This is a genomic window from Pseudomonas urmiensis, from assembly GCF_014268815.2.
Classification (GTDB): Bacteria; Pseudomonadota; Gammaproteobacteria; order Pseudomonadales; family Pseudomonadaceae; genus Aquipseudomonas; species Aquipseudomonas urmiensis.
The window spans coordinates 5,157,753-5,175,218 of the sequence record NZ_JABWRE020000001.1 but is presented as its reverse complement, the minus strand read 5'-3'; the positions used below and the strand labels follow the sequence as shown (position 1 = coordinate 5,175,218).

The 17,466-nt window shown below is 57.0% G+C and carries 8 protein-coding genes, 2 tRNA genes and 4 rRNA genes; 6 read left to right on the top strand and 8 right to left on the bottom strand.

Translation table 11 applies throughout. The features are described 5' to 3' along the window. Positions 1 to 54: 54 nt before the first annotated feature. Positions 55 to 2,472 carry a TonB-dependent siderophore receptor gene (locus HU737_RS23435; protein ID WP_275959808.1) on the top strand — a complete coding sequence of 806 codons (2,418 nt, stop codon included), beginning with the start codon at positions 55 to 57 and terminating at the stop codon, positions 2,470 to 2,472. Positions 2,473 to 2,660: 188 nt separating this feature from the next. On the opposite strand, the gene rrf (HU737_RS23430) is transcribed toward HU737_RS23435, so the two are convergent. The 8 genes from rrf (HU737_RS23430) to HU737_RS23395 form a co-directional block, all read right to left on the bottom strand. Then, positions 2,661 to 2,776, bottom strand: a 5S ribosomal RNA gene (gene rrf, locus HU737_RS23430). 107 nt (positions 2,777 to 2,883) lie between these two features. After that, a 5S ribosomal RNA gene (gene rrf, locus HU737_RS23425) occupies positions 2,884 to 2,999 on the bottom strand. Between the two features lie 129 nt (positions 3,000 to 3,128). Further along, positions 3,129 to 6,016 (bottom strand): 23S ribosomal RNA (locus tag HU737_RS23420). A gap of 238 nt (positions 6,017 to 6,254) precedes the next feature. After that, positions 6,255 to 6,330, bottom strand: a tRNA-Ala gene (locus HU737_RS23415). Positions 6,331 to 6,356: 26 nt separating this feature from the next. After that, positions 6,357 to 6,433, bottom strand: a tRNA-Ile gene (locus HU737_RS23410). Positions 6,434 to 6,520: 87 nt separating this feature from the next. Continuing rightward, positions 6,521 to 8,057: ribosomal RNA gene (locus tag HU737_RS23405) — 16S ribosomal RNA — on the bottom strand. The 16S, 23S and 5S rRNA genes sit together here with 2 tRNA genes alongside, the layout of an rRNA operon. 653 nt (positions 8,058 to 8,710) lie before the next feature. Next, positions 8,711 to 9,931 (bottom strand): CaiB/BaiF CoA transferase family protein, encoded by a 1,221-nt coding sequence (locus HU737_RS23400; protein ID WP_186557715.1) that lies wholly within the window; start codon positions 9,929 to 9,931, stop codon positions 8,711 to 8,713. A gap of 15 nt (positions 9,932 to 9,946) precedes the next feature. Continuing rightward, positions 9,947 to 11,128, bottom strand: coding sequence for an acyl-CoA dehydrogenase (locus tag HU737_RS23395; protein WP_186557714.1), 1,182 nt, complete (start codon positions 11,126 to 11,128; stop codon positions 9,947 to 9,949). Positions 11,129 to 11,303: 175 nt separating this feature from the next. Here HU737_RS23395 and HU737_RS23390 point away from each other — a divergent pair, with 175 nt between their 5' ends. From HU737_RS23390 to scpC, 5 genes are all read left to right on the top strand, one after another. After that, the gene (locus tag HU737_RS23390; RefSeq protein WP_186557713.1) at positions 11,304 to 12,221 is read left to right on the top strand and encodes a LysR family transcriptional regulator; all 918 of its coding nucleotides are present in this window, start codon (positions 11,304 to 11,306) and stop codon (positions 12,219 to 12,221) included. A 428-nt stretch (positions 12,222 to 12,649) separates the two neighbouring features. Then, complete coding sequence (locus tag HU737_RS23385) at positions 12,650 to 13,771, top strand: Re/Si-specific NAD(P)(+) transhydrogenase subunit alpha (protein WP_186557712.1); 1,122 nt, start codon at positions 12,650 to 12,652, stop codon at positions 13,769 to 13,771. Positions 13,772 to 13,782: 11 nt separating this feature from the next. Continuing rightward, entirely contained in the window at positions 13,783 to 14,097 is a 315-nt protein-coding gene (locus tag HU737_RS23380) for an NAD(P) transhydrogenase subunit alpha part 2 (protein WP_008097413.1), read from the top strand. A gap of 2 nt (positions 14,098 to 14,099) precedes the next feature. Then, the gene (locus tag HU737_RS23375) at positions 14,100 to 15,536 is read left to right on the top strand and encodes an NAD(P)(+) transhydrogenase (Re/Si-specific) subunit beta (protein WP_186557711.1); all 1,437 of its coding nucleotides are present in this window, start codon (positions 14,100 to 14,102) and stop codon (positions 15,534 to 15,536) included. A gap of 180 nt (positions 15,537 to 15,716) precedes the next feature. After that, complete coding sequence (gene scpC / locus HU737_RS23370; protein WP_186557710.1) at positions 15,717 to 17,210, top strand: succinyl-CoA:acetate CoA-transferase ScpC; 1,494 nt, start codon at positions 15,717 to 15,719, stop codon at positions 17,208 to 17,210. Positions 17,211 to 17,466: the final 256 nt, after the last annotated feature.

Genomic DNA, 17,466 nt, shown 5'->3' with positions numbered 1-17,466 from the left:
TCGCAACGCGTCACCAACGAGAATGATTTTCGACCTGTCTTGAATTCCGCCCGCCTGCGCAAGGCTGTACGCGCCGCGCTGTTCGGTACGGCCCTTGGCATGAGCGCTATAGCGCCACTGGCTTTGGCTGCCCAGGCCAACACTGCTACCCAGCAATTCACGATCCCTGCTGGCAATCTCAACGATGTGCTCAACCAGTTTGCGCGCCAGGCCGGCATTACCTTGTCGAGCACCCCGCAGCTTACAAGTGATCGACAATCTCCAGGCCTGCAAGGGCATTACTCGACTGACCAGGCACTGCGTCAGCTGCTTAATGGCACGGGCCTTGAGGCCGTCAGCCAGGACGGCAGCAGTTATGTGCTGCGGGCGCAGCCTGAGGAGGCGGCATTGTCTCTGCCGGACACGGACGTTCGCGGTTTTGCCTTGGGGAACGCGCTGGGCAGCATGGACGGCTACAACGCTACCCACAGCCAGATCGCGACCAAGACCAGTACGCCGATCCTGGAGACCACCCAGTCGGTCTCGGTGGTCACCCGTCAGCAGATGGACGACCAGGGTTCGCAGACCGTAGCCCAGGCCATGCGCTATACCCCAGGGGTGCTGACCAACCCCTATGGCGCTACCCATCGCTATGACTACGTGGCCATGCGCGGCTTCAACGATGGCTCGGTGGACAACATCTATGTCGATGGCTTGAAGTCCATGGGCGACAACGGCACCTACAGCACCATGCAGGTGGACCCATACTTCCTGGAGCGCATCGACATCCTCAAGGGCCCCTCGTCGGTACTGTACGGGCGCAGCTCGCCGGGCGGCCTGGTGGCGTTGACCACCAAGAAGCCGATGTTCGATCCGTATCACCAGATCCAGGCAACAGTCGGCACCCAAGGCCAACGGGGGATGGGCTTCGACTTCAGCGGGCCGCTGGATGATGACAAGCGCATCGCCTATCGCCTGACAGGCATTGCGGACTCATCCGACACCCAGTTCGATCACAACAAGGAAGAGCGCTACGCGATCGCCCCGGCAGTCAGCATCGACTTCAGCGAAGATACCTCGTTGACCTTGCAGGCTTATCTACAGAAAGACCCCAACGGCGGCTACCACGGTGCCCTGCCCTCTGATGGGGCCTTACATCCGCGTAACGGCCAGCGTCTGTCCGATCACTTTTTCGAAGGTGAGCTCAGCGACAACTACGAACGCACCCAACAGTCGTTCAGTTACCAGCTGGAGCATCGCTTCAATGACGTGTTCACCGCGCGGCAGAACTTCCGCTATCAGGATTCTGATGTGTCGATGGACCAAGTCTACTTCGCTGGCTGGGACGCGAGCGTGCCTGGGCGTAACGTGATGAACCGCGCCTACACCGGCGGCGACGAGCGTCTGCATTCGTTCATCATCGACAACATGCTGCAGGCTGAATTCTTCACCGGTTCCGCCAAGCACACGCTGTTGCTAGGCACCGACTATCAGCGACGCAAGGCCGATGTGTCCTGGCGCTATGGCACGGTCGATAGCCTGGATGCGGGTAACCCGCAATACGGCAATGGCAATATCCAGGTGCTCGGTGAAAGCAACTACCTGCGCCGTCTGCAACAGACAGGTGTTTACCTGCAGGATCTAGTCGAGCTCGACCAGTGGCGCTTCTCCCTGGGGCTGCGCCAGGACTGGGTGAAGGTATCTGAGGAGAATCGTGACAGCGATACTCGGGTCAGCGATAACCGCACCAAGTTCACCACCCGTGCGGGCGTGCTCTATCTGTTCGACAACGGTATTGCGCCTTACCTGAGCTATTCCGAGTCGTTCAACCCCAACACCGTCTCCGATCAGGATGGCCGTCCGCTCGCGCCCACCGAGGGCACCCAGTGGGAAGCGGGCATCAAGTACCAGCCGCCCGGTACTGACAACCTGTTCACTGCTTCGGTGTTCCGTATCGAGCAGGAGAACCTCGCATCCAAACAACCGAACGAGGAGTTCTACCGGGCGGTGGGTGAGGTGCGCTCGCAAGGCCTTGAGCTTGAGGCTCATGTGCAGGTGACCGATAACCTGAAACTGCTGGGTGGCTATACCTTCACCGACATCGAGTACGCCAAGTCGATGCCGAGCGTGGTAACGCCGACCCTGGATAACAAAGGCAATTCGCCAACCCAAGCACCGAAGCAGATGATCTCCCTGTGGGCCGATTACAACTTCCGCCAGGGCGCACTGGATGGCCTGCGCTTGGGTGGCGGCTTGCGCTATGTGGGGTACAGCTGGGTGGACTCGGAAAACAGCATGAAGGTGCCCTCCTACACGCTGTTCGATGCATCGATCGGCTACGATCTGGGCAAGGTGGGGCTCAAGGGAGTCGATCTACGGCTCAATGCCAATAACCTGACCAATGAGAGCTATATCGCATCGTGTGCCAGCTTGAGCTACTGCTACATGGGTGAAGAGCGGAATGTGAGCGCTACGGTTAGCTATCAGTTCTGAGTGGTTTGATTGAATGTAAAAGGCCCGCCCCTGGTTCCAGGGGCGGGCCTTTTTTTGGGCTGTCATTAGTGGGGCCGCGCAGCAGCCCCACTAATAGTTCAAGCACCACAGTAGCCGCAGATATTAACCAGGCATAGAAAAGACAAAACCCCTACCTGCTCACGCAGATAGGGGTTTTGCGAAATGAATCTCGACGATGACCTACTCTCACATGGGGAAACCCCACACTACCATCGGCGATGCATCGTTTCACTGCTGAGTTCGGGATGGGATCAGGTGGTTCCAATGCTCTATGGTCGTCAAGAAATTCTGTATGCCGACCCGTCAAATGGACGTTCCAGCGAATCTTGAGTTTCTACTTAAAGACAAAACCCCTACCTGCTCGCGCAGATAGGGGTTTTGCGAAATGAATCTTGACGATGACCTACTCTCACATGGGGAAACCCCACACTACCATCGGCGATGCATCGTTTCACTACTGAGTTCGGGATGGGATCAGGTGGTTCCAATGCTCTATGGTCGTCAAGAAATTCTGTAGCCAGAATGTCCAGATGGACAGCCCAGCAAATTCGGATATGCGATAGTTGTGAGTACGAACTTTCGGGTCTTTCGTCTTCACCACCGCAATTCGCGCTAGCAAATTGCTTGGGTGTTATATGGTCAAGCCTCACGGGCAATTAGTATTGGTTAGCTCAACGCCTCACAGCGCTTACACACCCAACCTATCAACGTCGTAGTCTTCGACGGCCCTTTAGGGGATTCAAGATCCCAGTGAGATCTCATCTTGAGGCAAGTTTCCCGCTTAGATGCTTTCAGCGGTTATCTCTTCCGAACATAGCTACCCGGCAATGCCACTGGCGTGACAACCGGAACACCAGAGGTTCGTCCACTCCGGTCCTCTCGTACTAGGAGCAGCCCTCTCAAATCTCAAACGTCCACGGCAGATAGGGACCGAACTGTCTCACGACGTTCTAAACCCAGCTCGCGTACCACTTTAAATGGCGAACAGCCATACCCTTGGGACCGGCTTCAGCCCCAGGATGTGATGAGCCGACATCGAGGTGCCAAACACCGCCGTCGATATGAACTCTTGGGCGGTATCAGCCTGTTATCCCCGGAGTACCTTTTATCCGTTGAGCGATGGCCCTTCCATACAGAACCACCGGATCACTAAGACCTACTTTCGTACCTGCTCGACGTGTGGGTCTCGCAGTCAAGCGCGCTTTTGCCTTTATACTCTACGACCGATTTCCGACCGGTCTGAGCGCACCTTCGTACTCCTCCGTTACTCTTTGGGAGGAGACCGCCCCAGTCAAACTACCCACCATACACTGTCCTCGATCCGGATAACGGACCTGAGTTAGAACCTCAAAGTTGCCAGGGTGGTATTTCAAGGATGGCTCCATGAGAACTGGCGTCCCCACTTCAAAGCCTCCCACCTATCCTACACAAGCAAATTCAAAGTCCAGTGCAAAGCTATAGTAAAGGTTCACGGGGTCTTTCCGTCTAGCCGCGGATACACTGCATCTTCACAGCGATTTCAATTTCACTGAGTCTCGGGTGGAGACAGCGCCGCCATCGTTACGCCATTCGTGCAGGTCGGAACTTACCCGACAAGGAATTTCGCTACCTTAGGACCGTTATAGTTACGGCCGCCGTTTACCGGGGCTTCGATCAAGAGCTTCGCTTGCGCTAACCCCATCAATTAACCTTCCGGCACCGGGCAGGCGTCACACCCTATACGTCCACTTTCGTGTTTGCAGAGTGCTGTGTTTTTAATAAACAGTCGCAGCGGCCTGGTATCTTCGACCAGCAAAAGCTTACGGGGCAAGCCCTTCACCTTCGCCGGCGCACCTTCTCCCGAAGTTACGGTGCCATTTTGCCTAGTTCCTTCACCCGAGTTCTCTCAAGCGCCTTGGTATTCTCTACCTAACCACCTGTGTCGGTTTGGGGTACGGTTCCCGATTGTCTGAAGCTTAGGAGCTTTTCTTGGAAGCATGGCATCAACCACTTCGTCGCCTAAAGGCAACTCGTCATCAGCTCTCGGCCTTGAGATCCCGGATTTGCCTAAGATCTCAGCCTACCACCTTAAACTTGGACAACCAACGCCAAGCTGGCCTAGCCTTCTCCGTCCCTCCATCGCAACAATCGGAAGTACAGGAATATTAACCTGTTTTCCATCGACTACGCTTTTCAGCCTCGCCTTAGGGACCGACTAACCCTGCGTCGATTAACGTTGCGCAGGAAACCTTGGTCTTTCGGCGTGCGAGTTTTTCACTCGCATTGTCGTTACTCATGTCAGCATTCGCACTTCTGATACCTCCAGCAAGCTTCTCAACTCACCTTCACAGGCTTACAGAACGCTCCTCTACCGCATCACCAAAAGGTGATACCCGTAGCTTCGGTGCATGGTTTGAGCCCCGTTACATCTTCCGCGCAGGCCGACTCGACTAGTGAGCTATTACGCTTTCTTTAAAGGGTGGCTGCTTCTAAGCCAACCTCCTAGCTGTCTAAGCCTTCCCACATCGTTTCCCACTTAACCATGACTTTGGGACCTTAGCTGACGGTCTGGGTTGTTTCCCTTTTCACGACGGACGTTAGCACCCGCCGTGTGTCTCCCATGCTCGGCACTTGTAGGTATTCGGAGTTTGCATCGGTTTGGTAAGTCGGGATGACCCCTAGCCGAAACAGTGCTCTACCCCTACAGTGATACATGAGGCGCTACCTAAATAGCTTTCGAGGAGAACCAGCTATCTCCGAGCTTGATTAGCCTTTCACTCCGATCCACAGGTCATCCGCTAACTTTTCAACGGTAGTCGGTTCGGTCCTCCAGTCAGTGTTACCTAACCTTCAACCTGCCCATGGATAGATCGCCCGGTTTCGGGTCTATACCCAGCGACTAAACGCCCTATTAAGACTCGCTTTCGCTACGCCTCCCTATTCGGTTAAGCTCGCCACTGAATATAAGTCGCTGACCCATTATACAAAAGGTACGCAGTCACCTAACAAAGTAGGCTCCCACTGCTTGTACGCATACGGTTTCAGGTTCTATTTCACTCCCCTCTCCGGGGTTCTTTTCGCCTTTCCCTCACGGTACTGGTTCACTATCGGTCAGTCAGTAGTATTTAGCCTTGGAGGATGGTCCCCCATGTTCAGACAAAGTTTCTCGTGCTCCGTCCTACTCGATTTCATTGATAAGAGATTTTCGTGTACGGGGCTATCACCCACTATGGCCGCACTTTCCAGAGCGTTCCACTAATCTCAAACCAACTTAAGGGCTGGTCCCCGTTCGCTCGCCACTACTAAGGGAATCTCGGTTGATTTCTTTTCCTCAGGGTACTTAGATGTTTCAGTTCCCCTGGTTCGCCTCTTGCACCTATGTATTCAGTACAAGATACTCAGCTTATGCTGAGTGGGTTCCCCCATTCAGAGATCTCTGGATCACAGTCTGTTTGCCGACTCCCCAAAGCTTATCGCAGGCTACCACGTCTTTCATCGCCTCTGACTGCCAAGGCATCCACCGTATGCGCTTCTTCACTTGACCATATAACCCCAAGCAATCTGGTTATACTGTGAAGACGACATTCGCCGAAAATTCGTTCGCTCTTGCGAGCATTCACAAATTTTACCTTAGCCTGATCCACTGCCAGTGAAAGCAGCGTTCAGTCTATTTCTATCACATATCCGAATTTTTAAAGAACGATCTGACAAAAGTCAGAAATCAACATTCACATTGGAATGCTCATTTCTAAGTTCTAGCAGTGCTGCGAAACCTGAAAGAGTGGTGGAGCCAAGCGGGATCGAACCGCTGACCTCCTGCGTGCAAGGCAGGCGCTCTCCCAGCTGAGCTATGGCCCCGTATTACCTAGGCTGCACCAAGTAATTGGTAGGTCTGGGCAGATTTGAACTGCCGACCTCACCCTTATCAGGGGTGCGCTCTAACCAACTGAGCTACAGACCTATAACAGGGTCGCGTTACAGCATCGTCTTTATACAAGTGAATCAAGCAATTCGTGTGGGAGCTCATCAGCAGGCTGATGTCTTCGATTAAGGAGGTGATCCAGCCGCAGGTTCCCCTACGGCTACCTTGTTACGACTTCACCCCAGTCATGAATCACACCGTGGTAACCGTCCTCCCGAAGGTTAGACTAGCTACTTCTGGTGCAACCCACTCCCATGGTGTGACGGGCGGTGTGTACAAGGCCCGGGAACGTATTCACCGCGACATTCTGATTCGCGATTACTAGCGATTCCGACTTCACGCAGTCGAGTTGCAGACTGCGATCCGGACTACGATCGGTTTTGTGAGATTAGCTCCACCTCGCGGCTTGGCAACCCTCTGTACCGACCATTGTAGCACGTGTGTAGCCCAGGCCGTAAGGGCCATGATGACTTGACGTCATCCCCACCTTCCTCCGGTTTGTCACCGGCAGTCTCCTTAGAGTGCCCACCATAACGTGCTGGTAACTAAGGACAAGGGTTGCGCTCGTTACGGGACTTAACCCAACATCTCACGACACGAGCTGACGACAGCCATGCAGCACCTGTGTCAGAGTTCCCGAAGGCACCAATCCATCTCTGGAAAGTTCTCTGCATGTCAAGGCCTGGTAAGGTTCTTCGCGTTGCTTCGAATTAAACCACATGCTCCACCGCTTGTGCGGGCCCCCGTCAATTCATTTGAGTTTTAACCTTGCGGCCGTACTCCCCAGGCGGTCAACTTAATGCGTTAGCTGCGCCACTAAAATCTCAAGGATTCCAACGGCTAGTTGACATCGTTTACGGCGTGGACTACCAGGGTATCTAATCCTGTTTGCTCCCCACGCTTTCGCACCTCAGTGTCAGTATCAGTCCAGGTGGTCGCCTTCGCCACTGGTGTTCCTTCCTATATCTACGCATTTCACCGCTACACAGGAAATTCCACCACCCTCTACCGTACTCTAGCTTGCCAGTTTTGGATGCAGTTCCCAGGTTGAGCCCGGGGCTTTCACATCCAACTTAACAAACCACCTACGCGCGCTTTACGCCCAGTAATTCCGATTAACGCTTGCACCCTCTGTATTACCGCGGCTGCTGGCACAGAGTTAGCCGGTGCTTATTCTGTCGGTAACGTCAAAACAGCAAGGTATTATCTTACTGCCCTTCCTCCCAACTTAAAGTGCTTTACAATCCGAAGACCTTCTTCACACACGCGGCATGGCTGGATCAGGCTTTCGCCCATTGTCCAATATTCCCCACTGCTGCCTCCCGTAGGAGTCTGGACCGTGTCTCAGTTCCAGTGTGACTGATCATCCTCTCAGACCAGTTACGGATCGTCGCCTTGGTGAGCCATTACCTCACCAACTAGCTAATCCGACCTAGGCTCATCTGATAGCGCAAGGCCCGAAGGTCCCCTGCTTTCTCCCGTAGGACGTATGCGGTATTAGCGTTCCTTTCGAAACGTTGTCCCCCACTACCAGGCAGATTCCTAGGCATTACTCACCCGTCCGCCGCTGAATCGAAGAGCAAGCTCTTCTCATCCGCTCGACTTGCATGTGTTAGGCCTGCCGCCAGCGTTCAATCTGAGCCATGATCAAACTCTTCAGTTCAATACTGCTTGGGTTTTTAAGAAACCCTAAACTTGGCTCAGCAATCTCAAATGACTACTATGATTACTCATGTGGCCACTTGTGATGCTGATAATCTTGGCGACTATCAAACCGTACTCACAAGCACCCACACGAATTGCTTGATTCAATTTGTTAAAGAGCGTTTGGTTAAGAGCTTTTTGTCTCAACCGAGGCGCGCATTCTACGCTTTCCTCTGTGTCTGTCAAGCGTTTATTTCGAAGTATTTTGCGAGAAACTCGTTCAACTTCAAACACTTGACTCGCTTGCGATCTCTCGTAGCGGGAGGCGAATTCTACAGCGTTACAAGCTGCTGTCAACTACCTTTTTCACCGCTGCCGATCAGAAGATCGAAGCACCTCCAGTACTGCCTGAAACATCTAACTCGTTGATACTCAAGGAGTTTTCCGTTCCAACTACGCTGGAAGTGGGGCGCATTATAAGGGGATCTGAGAGGGCGTCAACCCTTAATTTCAATAAACCGTAATATTGTTGAAATTAGGGTCAGAATCGCGGGGCGGGCCCGCTTCCACAGGGTGACGCGGGGTGCAACAGATAGCGGTGCTGCCGTTAGAGCTCTAAAAACTAAGCAGGGAGGCCTACCGGCCTCCCTGCTTATATAAGTAGAAAGCGACTCAGAGCACACCTGCCCCACGCAGCTGCTGCACAGCTTCGCCATCCAGCCCTAACACCTCTTCCAGTACGGCCTCGGTATGCTCTCCTAATAGAGGAGGCGGCTGCCGATACTCCACCGGCGTCTCAGACAGCCGAATAGGGCTAGCCACCTGCGGTACGCTGCCCGCCAGCGGATGCGCAATGCTAACCGCCAATCCACGAGCCAATACCTGCGGGTCCTGGAACATCTGCGCCAGATCGTTGATTGGCCCGCATGGCACGCCGGCCTGTTCCAATTCACTAACCCATTGGGCTGTGGTCTTGAACACAGTGGCCTGGCGAATCAGCGGAATCAGCTCAGCCCGATTGGCGACCCGCAGCTTATTAGTCGCAAAGCGCGGATCGTCCGCCCATTGCGGCTGCCCAGCGACCTCGGCAAATTTACGGAACTGCCCATCATTCCCCACGGTAAGGATGAAATCGCCATCGGCGGTCGGAAAGTCCTGATATGGCACGATATTAGGATGGGCATTCCCCAGCCGACGCGGAGCATTGCCTGTAGTGAGGTAGTTCATTGCCTGGTTAGCCAGGCAGGCCACCTGCACGTCCAGCAACGCCATATCAATATGCTGCCCCACTCCTGACTGGTCACGATGGGCGAGGGCAGCCAGGATCGCCACGGTCGAGTACAGCCCGGTAAGGATATCGGTCAAGGCAACGCCAACCTTCACCGGCCCGGCACCTTCTTCCCCCTCAGGGCGACCGGTCAGGCTCATCAGCCCGCCCAACCCCTGGATCATGAAGTCATAGCCGGCACGCTTGGCATACGGCCCGGTCTGGCCAAAGCCGGTAATCGAGCAATAGATAAGCTTCGGATTGACCGCCTTCAGGCTGGCATAGTCCAGCCCATAGGCCGCCAGGCCACCGACTTTGAAGTTCTCGATGACGATATCCGACTTCGCCGCCAGTTCGCGCACCAGACGCTGACCTTCTGGTTGGGTGAAGTCGATGGTCACCGAGCGCTTGTTGCGGTTGGCAGACAGATAGTAGGCCGCCTCGCTGGTGTTCTCCCCATAGGCATCCTTGAGGAAGGGTGGCCCCCAGGAGCGGGTATCGTCACCTGCCCCCGGACGCTCGACCTTGATCACGTCAGCCCCAAGGTCGGCGAGGATCTGCCCAGACCAGGGCCCGGCCAGCACACGCGAAAGGTCCAGCACCCTCAGATGTGATAACGCCCCCATGGCCCAGCTCCTCTATTAATAGAACGCCTGGATGCCGGTCTGCGCGCGACCGAGGATCAGCGCGTGGATGTCATGGGTACCTTCATAGGTGTTGACCACTTCAAGGTTAACCAGGTGACGGGCTACGCCGAACTCATCGGAAATACCGTTGCCGCCGAGCATGTCGCGGGCCAGGCGAGCAATATCCAGCGCCTTGCCACAGGAGTTGCGCTTCATGATCGAGGTGATTTCCACCGCAGCGGTGCCCTCATCCTTCATCCGCCCCAGACGCAGGCAGCCCTGCAGCCCCAGCGTGATCTCAGTCTGCATGTCCGCCAGCTTCTTCTGGATCAGTTGATTGGCGGCCAGAGGACGGCCGAACTGCTTGCGATCCAGGGTGTATTGGCGCGCGGTGTGCCAGCAGGCTTCTGCCGCACCCAGGGCACCCCAGGAGATGCCATAGCGGGCCGAGTTCAAGCAGGTGAACGGGCCTTTGAGACCACGCACCTCAGGGAAGATGTTTTCTTCAGGAACGAACACGCCATCCATGACGATCTCGCCGGTGATCGAAGCACGCAGGCCGACCTTGCCGTGAATCGCCGGGGCGCTCAAACCTTTCCAGCCTTTCTCCAGAATGAAGCCGCGAATGTCACCCGCATCGTCCTTGGCCCACACGACAAACACATCGGCAATCGGGCTGTTGGTGATCCACATCTTGCTGCCAGTCAGGCTGTAGCCGCCATCAACCTTGCGCGCCCGGGTGATCATCGCGCCTGGATCGGAGCCGTGGTTAGGCTCGGTCAGGCCGAAGCAACCAATCCACTCGCCGCTGGCAAGCTTGGGCAGGTACTTTTGCTTCTGCTCTTCGCTGCCAAATTCGTTGATCGGCACCATCACCAGCGAAGACTGCACGCTCATCATCGAACGGTAGCCGGAGTCGATGCGCTCCACTTCACGGGCGATCAGGCCGTAGCAGACATAGTTCAGCCCACTGCCGCCGTATTGCTCTGGGATGGTCGCGCCGAGCAGGCCGACTTCGCCCATCTCGCGGAAGATCTTCGGATCGGTCTGCTCATGGCGAAACGCCTCGATCACGCGCGGCGCCAGCTTGTCCTGGGCAAACTGATAAGCGCTGTCACGCACCATGCGCTCTTCTTCAGTCAATTGCTGATCGAGCAGCAGTGGGTCGATCCAGTTGAAGCTTGCTTTGCCGGCCATGAGCGAAATCCTCGAAATAGGGGAGCAGGGTGCGTGGGCAATGTTCTTGTGCATTGATCCTAGGCCTGTTCGGCCGTCGGGACAAACGAGGATTACGCACGGTTTAGTGATATTTTCTCACTTCGAAAATCTGCAAATCAGCATACTCAAAGCCTGACAAGTGAGGTCGACGTACATGCGGCGCAAGATTCCCAGCACTACGGCATTGGTCTGCTTCGAGGCCGCAGCGCGTCACGAGAGCTTCACCAAGGCCGCCCAAGAGCTGGCCTTGACCCAAGGCGCCGTCTGTCGACAAATTGGTGGGCTGGAGGAGTTCCTGAATGTCGAGCTGTTTCGCCGCTCGCGTCGCGGGGTAAAACTCACCGAAGCCGGCCTATCCTACAGCCGACAGGTGGCAGCACAGCTGGACGCGGTCGAGCGCGATACCTTGTCGGTAATGCGCCAGCAGGGCGCCAATGTGATCGAATTGGCGGTGGTGCCGACCTTCGGCACCCAGTGGCTGCTGCCGCGCCTGAAGGACTTCCAGCACTGCCACCCTGAGGTCACCGTCAACCTGACCAACCGCACGCGGCCATTCCTGTTCGCCGATACCGCGTTCGATGCAGCGATCTACTTCGGCGATGCCGACTGGTCGGGCACCCAGTCCCACCGCCTGATGGGTGAGAATCCCATGCCAGTGTGCAGCCCGGCCTTGCTCAGCGGCCAGGGCGAACTCGATGCCAAGCGCATCGCCGAACTGCCGCTGCTGCAGCAGACCACCCGACCCTATGCCTGGCGACAGTGGTTCGATGGCTTGGGGATGAGCGTGGAGGGCGACATGACCGGCCCTCGCTATGAACTGTTCTCGATGCTCGCCCAAGCCGCCATGCACGAGATGGGCATCGCGCTGATTCCACCGTTCTTGATCCAGCGCGAGCTGGAGCAGGGTAGGTTGGTGGTCGCCAACAGGCATGCGCTATCGAGTAACAAGGCCTACTATCTAATGATTCCTGAGCGGAAGGTGGAATCTGCGTCGCTGCGCGCCTTCCGCGACTGGCTGATAGCACAGGCACGCTTGTACGCCTCCACCCACCCAGTAGATGCGACAACTTGACTCGGTAGTCAATTATTTTAAACACCTACAGATGTATTGAATTGTCGCATTTCAATAAACTGTTGCGTACACCCTGAATTCTTGCTTAACCCTGCATACTGCGCGGGTTTCAGGCCTATTTGCGACATTCGCCCAGCTGTCAGCGAAATTTGTTAAAAATAATCTAATTTCTCCCCTAATCTCCCAATAGCCCATGTTTGACGGGCTGCAGCCATACCCTTGCGACATACGGTCACAGGGTGACTTGTAGTTTTAACTTCGTATCGCTCCAGAACCGGTTGAAGGCCTACGTATTCATCTGCAAAATGCTTCGCCCGCCCGGGATCCGGCGGGTTCGAGCCTTACGGCTACGCTGGCGAAGTGCCGCGGATTCAACCCCGCGCATGCCAGCTCAATAAAGATAAGAAGGTCACCGCAGGAGAAAAGTCGTGCACATTGGTGTTCCTCTCGAGACGCAGACGGGCGAAACGCGGGTCGCTGCGACCCCCGAAACCCTCAAGAAGCTGGTTGGCCAAGGCCATCAGGTCACCGTCCAACGGGGGGCAGGGCTCAACGCCAGCATTCCGGACAGTGCCTATGAAGCCGTTGGCGCCTCCCTCGGTACCGCCGCCGATGCCTTCGGCGCGCAACTGGTACTCAAGGTCGTTGCCCCCAGCGAACAGGAGCTTGCCCTGATCAACAGTGGCAGCCTGCTGATCGGCATGCTCAACCCGTTCAACAACGAACTGATCGCCAAGATGGCTGAACGCGGCGTCACCGCTTTCGCCCTCGAAGCGGCGCCACGTACCTCGCGCGCGCAGAGCCTCGACGTGCTGTCGTCGCAGGCCAACATCGCCGGTTACAAGGCGGTGTTGCTGGCCGCGCATTACTACCCGCGCTTCATGCCGATGCTGATGACTGCCGCCGGTACGGTGAAAGCCGCCCGCGTGCTGATTCTTGGCGCCGGTGTTGCCGGCCTGCAGGCCATCGCCACGGCCAAGCGCCTGGGCGCAGTGATCGAGGCCTCGGATGTGCGCCCGGCGGTGAAGGAGCAGATCGAGTCGCTTGGCGCCAAGTTCCTCGACGTGCCCTACGAGACCGATGAAGAACGTGAATGTGCGCAAGGTGTCGGCGGCTATGCCCGGCCCATGCCCGCCAGCTGGATGCAGCGCCAGGCACAAGCCGTGCACGAGCGCGCCAAGCAGGCTGACATTGTCATCACCACCGCACTGATCCCGGGCCGCAAGGCACCGACCCTGCTCAGCGCCGAGACCGTGGCGCAGATGAAGCCCGGCTCCGTGGTGATCGACCTGGCCGCAGCACAAGGCGGCAACTGCCCGCTGACCGTGGCTGACCAAGTGGTGGTGGAAAATGGCGTGACCATCGTCGGCCCAACCAATTTGCCAGCCCAGGTCGGGGCAGACGCTTCGGCGCTGTACGCCCGCAACCTGCTGGACTTCATGAAGCTGCTGTTCGACAAGGACGGTGCGCTGGTGATCAACCTCGAAGATGACATTGTCGCTGCGTGCCTGATGTGCCGCGACGGCCAAGTCATCCGTAAGAACGGTTAAGGAGCACGGCTATGGAAGACATGCTGATTTCCCACGGCATCTACAACCTGATCATCTTCGTGCTGGCCATCTACGTGGGCTATCACGTGGTATGGAACGTCACCCCGGCTCTGCACACCCCGCTGATGGCCGTGACCAACGCCATTTCGGCGATCGTCATCGTCGGCGCCATGCTTGCTGCTGCGCTGACCGTGACTCCGGCCGGCAAAGTCATGGGCACCCTGGCCGTGGCCTTGGCGGCAGTCAACGTGTTCGGTGGCTTCCTGGTTACCCGGCGCATGCTGGAAATGTTCAAGAAGAAAACCAAGAACGAGGCGCAGAAGTAAGCATGAGCATGAATCTGGTAACGCTTCTCTACCTGGTCGCTTCGGTCTGCTTCATCCAGGCGCTGAAGGGCCTGTCGCATCCGACCACCTCACGCCGCGGCAACCTGTTCGGCATGATCGGCATGGGCATTGCGATGCTCACCACCGTGGGCCTGATCTATAAGCTCGGCGCCGAGCTGGCCACCGCTGGTATCGGCTACGTCCTGCTCGGCCTGCTGATCGGCGGCACTGCCGGTTCGATCATGGCCAAGCGCGTCGAGATGACCAAGATGCCGGAACTGGTCGCCTTCATGCACAGCATGATCGGCCTGGCAGCAGTGTTCATCGCCATCGCCGCAGTGCTCGAGCCGCAATCGATGGGCATCGTCGCATTGATCAGCGATCCGATCCCGACCGGCAACCGACTGGAGCTGTTCCTCGGTGCTGCGATTGGTGCCATTACCTTCTCGGGTTCGGTGATCGCCTTCGGCAAGCTGTCGGGCAAGTACAAGTTCCGCCTCTTCCAGGGCGCACCGGTACAGTTCGCGGGCCAGCACAAGCTGAACCTGATCCTCGGCCTGACCACCATCGCCCTGGGTTTGCTGTTCACCTTTACCGGCCACTACAGCGCCTTCACCTTGATGCTGGTCCTGGCCTTCATCATGGGCGTGCTGATCATCATCCCAATCGGCGGCGCCGACATGCCGGTGGTGGTATCGATGCTCAATAGCTATTCGGGCTGGGCAGCAGCTGGTATCGGTTTCTCACTGAACAACTCGATGTTGATCATCGCAGGCTCCCTGGTCGGTTCGAGCGGTGCGATCCTCTCGTACATCATGTGCAAGGCGATGAACCGTTCGTTCTTCAACGTCATCCTCGGCGGCTTCGGCGGCGAGGCGGACACCGGCGCGGCGGCCGGCTCCAAAGAGCAGCGCCCGGTCAAATCCGGTTCGGCGGACGACGCAACATTCCTGCTGAGCAACGCTGACACCGTGATCATCGTCCCTGGCTACGGCCTGGCGGTGGCGCGCGCGCAGCATGCCCTCAAGGAGCTGACCGAAAAGCTGATCCACAACGGCGTGACCGTGAAGTACGCCATTCACCCGGTAGCCGGGCGTATGCCTGGGCACATGAACGTGCTCTTGGCCGAAGCCGAGGTGCCCTACGACCAGGTGTTCGAGATGGAGGACATCAACGCCGAGTTCGGCCAGGCTGACGTGGTGCTGGTGCTTGGCGCCAACGACGTGGTCAATCCGGCGGCGAAGAACGATCCGAAGTCGCCGATCGCTGGCATGCCGATCCTCGAGGCGTTCAAGGCCAAGACCATCATCGTCAACAAGCGCTCCATGGCCAGTGGCTATGCCGGGCTGGATAACGAGCTGTTCTACCTGGACAAGACCATGATGGTGTTCGGCGACGCCAAGAAGGTCATCGAAGACATGGTCAAGGCAGTGGAATAAAGCCCTTCTTTATAGATAGGCATAAACCCCCGGTGATCTATTCCCGGGGGTTTTTACTTTGGTTGATCCAGATCAACGGCTCTATTGCAGGGCTTCTCATACGACCATGGTCGTGGGACGGCGACGGGCGAAATCTCTAGACTGCGCTGCAGTAGCCTCAGTAGCCCGAGATAACAATCCATGTACCGTGATCGTATCCGCTTGTCCTCCCTGCACAGCAAGGTAATGAGTGCGGCCGACGCCGCTGGCCTGATCCAGGACGGCATGACCGTCGGCATGAGCGGTTTTACCCGCGCCGGCGAAGCCAAAGCCGTACCCCATGCCCTTGCTGAACGTGCCAAAGTGTCGCCGCTGAAAATCAGCCTGATGACCGGCGCCAGCCTTGGCAACGACCTGGACAAGCAACTGACCGAGGCCGGCGTGCTCGCCCGCCGTATGCCGTTCCAAGTCGACAGCACCCTGCGCAAAGCCATCAACGATGGCCAGGTGATGTTCATCGACCAGCATCTGTCGGAAACCGTCGAGCAGCTGCGCAACAAGCAACTGACCCTGCCGGACATCGCCGTCATTGAAGCGGTGGCCATCACCGAGCAAGGCCACATCGTGCCGACCACTTCAGTGGGCAACTCGGCCAGCTTCGCGATCTTCGCCAAGCAAGTGATCGTCGAGATCAACCTGTCGCACAACGCCAACCTCGAAGGCCTGCACGACATCTATATCCCGACCTATCGCCCGACCCGCACGCCAATCCCGCTGGTCAAGGTCGACGACCGCATTGGCAGCACCGCGATCCCGATCGACCCAGCCAAGATCGTCGGCATCGTCATCAGCGACCAGTCCGACTCGCCGTCCACGGTACTGCCGCCGGACCATGAGACCCAAGGTATTGCCAACCACCTGATCAACTTCCTCAAGAGTGAAGTCGACGCTGGCCGCATGACCAACAAGCTCGGCCCGCTGCAAGCTGGCATCGGCAGCATCGCCAACGCAGTCATGTGCGGCCTGATCGATTCGCCGTTCGAAGACCTGACCATGTACTCCGAAGTACTTCAGGACTCGACCTTCGACCTGATCGACGCCGGCAAGCTGAGCTTCGCCTCGGGCAGCTCGATCACCCTGTCGAGCCGGCGCAACGCCGACGTGTTCGGCAACCTGGAGCGTTACAAGGACAAGCTGGTACTGCGTCCGCAGGAAATCTCCAACCACCCAGAAGTGGTGCGTCGCCTGGGCATCATCGGCATCAACACCGCGCTGGAGTTCGACATCTACGGCAACGTCAACTCCACCCACGTCTGCGGCACGCGGATGATGAACGGTATTGGCGGCTCGGGTGACTTCGCCCGCAACGCGCACCTGGCGGTGTTCGTCACCAAGTCGATTGCCAAAGGCGGCGCGATTTCCAGCGTGGTGCCGATGGTCAGCCACGTTGACCACACCGAGCATGACGTGGACATCCTGGTCACCGAGCAAGGCCTGGCTGACCTGCGTGGCCTGGCGCCTCGCGAGCGCGCCCGGGCGATCATCGACAACTGTGTCCACCCGGACTATCGTGCGGCGTTGAACGACTACTTCGAACGCGCTTGCCAGCGTGGCGGCCATACCCCGCACATCCTGCGTGAAGCGCTGAGCTGGCACGAAAACCTGGAAGAAAGCGGGCGCATGCTCGCCAGCTGATCCAGCACAGCTATCCGGTCGATGGTGCGCAATGTCCATCGACCGGAACAGCTAATCACAGTAAAAGCAAAAAACTGTACAACTGTACTGGTAAAATCTCAGTCCCCCCCTGACAAATCTCCCCCCAACTCTCATAAACGCACCATATCTGTGCAGACCAGTACAGTTACGCCAATTTCGGGTGCAACAGTGCGCTTAATCAGTTAACTGAACCCTCGCAATACAGATGAACTGTACCTACTGTTATGGACAAGAG